The sequence below is a fragment of the Deltaproteobacteria bacterium genome, assembly GCA_016234845.1.
Classification (GTDB): Bacteria; Desulfobacterota; Deferrimicrobia; order Deferrimicrobiales; family Deferrimicrobiaceae; genus JACRNP01.
Genome location: JACRNP010000136.1, coordinates 1 through 3532 on the forward strand (window position 1 = coordinate 1; position 3532 = coordinate 3532).

The following is a 3532-nucleotide window of genomic DNA, read 5'->3' on the forward strand; positions in this document are numbered from 1 at the left end:
GCGGATCATGGCGACCGGGCGCGCGGACTATCCCAACCAGCTCAACAACGTGCTGTGCATCCCCGGGCTCTTCCGCGGGGCGCTGGACTCCCGCTCCACCTGCATCAACGAGGAGATGAAGCTGGCGGCGGCGTACGCGATCGCCTCGTGCGTGGGGAAGGAGGAGCTGTCGGAGGACTACATCATCCCCTCCGTCTTCAATCGGAAGGTCGGTCCCACGGTCGCCAAGGAAGTCTCCCGCGCGGCGCATCGGACCAAGGTGGCCCGGAGGACCTCCAAGGCGTTCATGGAGATCCACCTCGACTGATGCGGTAACCGGACGTTGACGATCAATCCGCTGATCTTCCGCGAGTACGACGTCCGCGGACGGGTGGGGAGCGACCTCCACCGGGACTCGGTCGTCCTGCTCGGGAAGGGGTACGGGACGCTGGCCGCCGGACGGGGGGTGCGGACGGCCGCCGTCGGGCGGGACGTGCGCCTCTCCTCCCCCGGCTTCCGCGACGCCCTGGTCGACGGGCTCCTCTCCACCGGCATCGATATCGTGGACGTCGGCGTATGCCCGACCCCGCTGCTCTATTTTTCCATCCACCACTTCGGCGCGGACGGCGGCGTGATGATCACGGGCAGCCACAACCCGCCCGAGTTCAACGGGTTCAAGCTCTGCGCGGGATTGGCGACGCTCCACGGCGACGACATCCAGGAGCTGCGCCGCGTCATCGAACGGGGGGCGTTCCGGGAAGGGAAGGGGGATCTCGTCCGCCGGGAGATCGTCCCGGACTACCGCAAGTTCGTCGCGGCCAACCTGGCGATCCCGCGGAAGCTCAAGGTGGTCGTCGACGGGGGGAACGGGACGGCCGGCGCGGTGGCCCCGGACCTGTTCCGGGAGATGGGGATGGACGTGGTGGAGCTGTTCTGCGAGGCCGACGGGCGGTTCCCCAACCACTTCCCCGATCCCACGATCCCCGAGAACCTCCGGTTCCTCTCGGAGAAGGTCCGGGAGACCGGGGCGGACGTCGGCGTCGGGTACGACGGCGACGCGGACCGGATCGGCGCGGTGGACGAGCGGGGGAACGTCATCTACGGGGACTACCTTCTCGTGCTGTTCGCCCGCGAGATCCTGTCCCGCAAGCCGGGCGCCGCGATCATCTCCGAGGTGAAGGCGTCCCAGAACCTGTACGACGACATCGCGCGCCGGGGCGGCCGCCCGGTGATGTGGAAGGCGGGCCACTCCCTCATCAAGGCGAAGATGAAGGAGGAGGGGGCGGAGCTGGCCGGGGAGATGAGCGGCCACGTCTTCTTCCGGGACCGGTATCTCGGGTTCGACGACGCCATCTACGCCTCGGTGCGGCTCTTCGAGATCCTGGCGCGGGAGGACCGTCCGCTGAGCGCGCTCCTCTCCGATCTTCCGCCCGTCGTTTCCACGCCCGAGATCCGGGTGGAGTGCCCGGACGAGATCAAGTTCCGGGTGGTGGAGAACGTGGCGCAAATCGTGGCGCCCCAGGCGAAGGAGGTCATCGGAGTGGACGGCATCCGGGCGGTCTTCGACGGCGGGTGGGGGCTGGTCCGCGCCTCGAACACCCAGCCGGTGCTGGTTCTCCGGTTCGAGGGGAGGGACGACGGGGCGGTGCGGCGGATCCGCGGGGTCATGGAGACGGCCGTGGAGCGCGCCCGCTCGATGACCGGGGCGTGAGAGGGGACCGGTGACATTCCTCCAGGCGATCGTCCTCGGCCTGCTCCAGGGGGCCACCGAGTTCCTGCCGGTCAGCAGTTCCGGCCACCTGTTTCTCGCCCAGCGCCTCCTGGGGCTCAACGAACCGGAACTGGCGTTCGACCTGCTCCTTCACCTGGGCACGCTGGCGGCGGTCGTCTTCTTCCTCCGGTCGGAGATCGTGTCGATCCTGTCGGCGCTGTTCCGCAGGGATCCGTGGGCCGCGCCGTCCGGGTGGGGGACGCGCGACATCTGGCTGACCGTGGTCGCTTCCCTCCCCACCGCCGTCATCGGGCTCGTCTTCCACAGCACCGTGGAGACCGGCCTCACGTTTTGGGGAATCGGGGCCCGGTACCTCGTCCTGACCTTCCTGCTGCTGGCCACGAACCTCCGGTTCCGGCACAAGTCCGAACCGGACCGGATCGACTGGTGGGAGGCGGCGGCGATCGGCGTGATCCAGGGGGCGGCGGTCTTCCCCGGACTCTCCCGGTCCGGGTCGACCATCACCCTCGCGCTCCTGCTCGGGGTGGCTCCGCTCCGCGCCGCGAAATTTTCCTTCCTCATCTCCGTTCCGGCGATCCTCGGCGGCGCGATGTTCACCCTGCGGCAAGGCGTATCCCGCCTTCCCGGCTTCGGCGTCTCCACGGTCGGATTCCTGGTGGCCCTGGTCGTCGGGTACCTCGCGCTGATGGTCGTGGAACGGCTCGTCGTCCGCGGGCGGTTCCACCGGTTCGCCCCGTACACCCTCGCCCTCTCCGCGCTCTGCTTCTACCTCCAGTTCCGGGGGTAAACCACCGGCTGACACCCTCTTAGGGGGACACTCTTCGATTTTGGTTCACCGTCGGGGATGGAGGGGAAGAGTGTCCCCCGCCAGCCGCGACAGGGGCGCGCTCTCCGGAACCTTGTCGCCGCACCGCCCATCTCAGAAAAAGGTGTTATGGAGGGATTATGGAAAGCGGTGCGGGGATCCGTTGGAACGACTGGGAGCCGGCGGCGCTATCGCGCGCGGCGGCCGAGGGGAAGCTGATCTTCCTGGACATCGGGGCGACCTGGTGCCACTGGTGCCACGTGCTCGACGCCACGTCCCTCTCGGACCCCCGCATCGTCAAGATGCTGAACGAGGAGTTCGTCGCGGTCCGCGTCGACACCGACCGCCGCCCCGACGTCAACGACCGGTACAACCAGGGCGGGTGGCCGACCACCGCGGTGCTCCTGCCGGACGGACGGCTGCTGACCGGCGCCACGTACCTGCCGCCGGACGCCCTCCACTCCGTCCTTTCGAAGTGCCGGGATTTCTACCGACGGGACCGGGCCCGGGTGGACGATTACCTGCGGAGCGCGGCGGCTTCCCCGGCCGCGCCGTCGGAGCGGGAGTCGGCTCCCGGGGCGCCCCGCCCGGAGGAGCTGGCCCTCGTCCGGCACGCGGTTCTCGCGCAGTACGACCCGGCGTTTCCGGGATTCTTCCGGGAACCGAAGTTCCCCGTGACGGACATCCTCGCGTTCCTGCGGGACGCGTGGCTCGCGGAGGGGAACCGGGAGATGGGGGATACGCTTCTCGCCGTTCTCCGCACGATGGGGGGCTCCGGCGTTTTCGACCCGGTGGAGGGAGGGTGCTTCCGGTACGCCACCCGCCGCGACTGGACGGTCCCCCACTACGAAAAAATGCTTTCGGACAACGCCGAACTGCTGGCGCTGTACGCCGCGGCGTTCGAGCGGACGGGGGAGAGCGCCTTCGCGGACACGGGGCGGGACGTCCTGCGGTTCCTGTTCGCGAAGCTGCACGACACCGCCACCGGGGCGTTCTTCGGCAGCCAGGACGCGGAC

General features: G+C 69.1%; 4 protein-coding genes. All 4 read left to right on the forward strand.

Annotated elements, in window-relative coordinates; translation table 11 throughout:
• The coding region (locus tag HZB86_09625; protein MBI5905788.1) for an NAD-dependent malic enzyme at positions 1 to 307 on the forward strand (307 nt) is incomplete at its 5' end.
• 21 nt (positions 308 to 328) lie between these two features.
• On the forward strand, positions 329 to 1690 hold the full coding sequence (locus tag HZB86_09630) for a phosphomannomutase/phosphoglucomutase (GenBank protein ID MBI5905789.1): 1362 nt from the start codon (positions 329 to 331) through the stop codon (positions 1688 to 1690).
• A gap of 10 nt (positions 1691 to 1700) precedes the next feature.
• Complete coding sequence (locus tag HZB86_09635; protein ID MBI5905790.1) at positions 1701 to 2498, forward strand: undecaprenyl-diphosphate phosphatase; 798 nt, start codon at positions 1701 to 1703, stop codon at positions 2496 to 2498.
• A 158-nt stretch (positions 2499 to 2656) separates the two neighbouring features.
• The coding region (locus HZB86_09640) for a thioredoxin domain-containing protein (GenBank protein MBI5905791.1) at positions 2657 to 3532 on the forward strand (876 nt) is incomplete at its 3' end.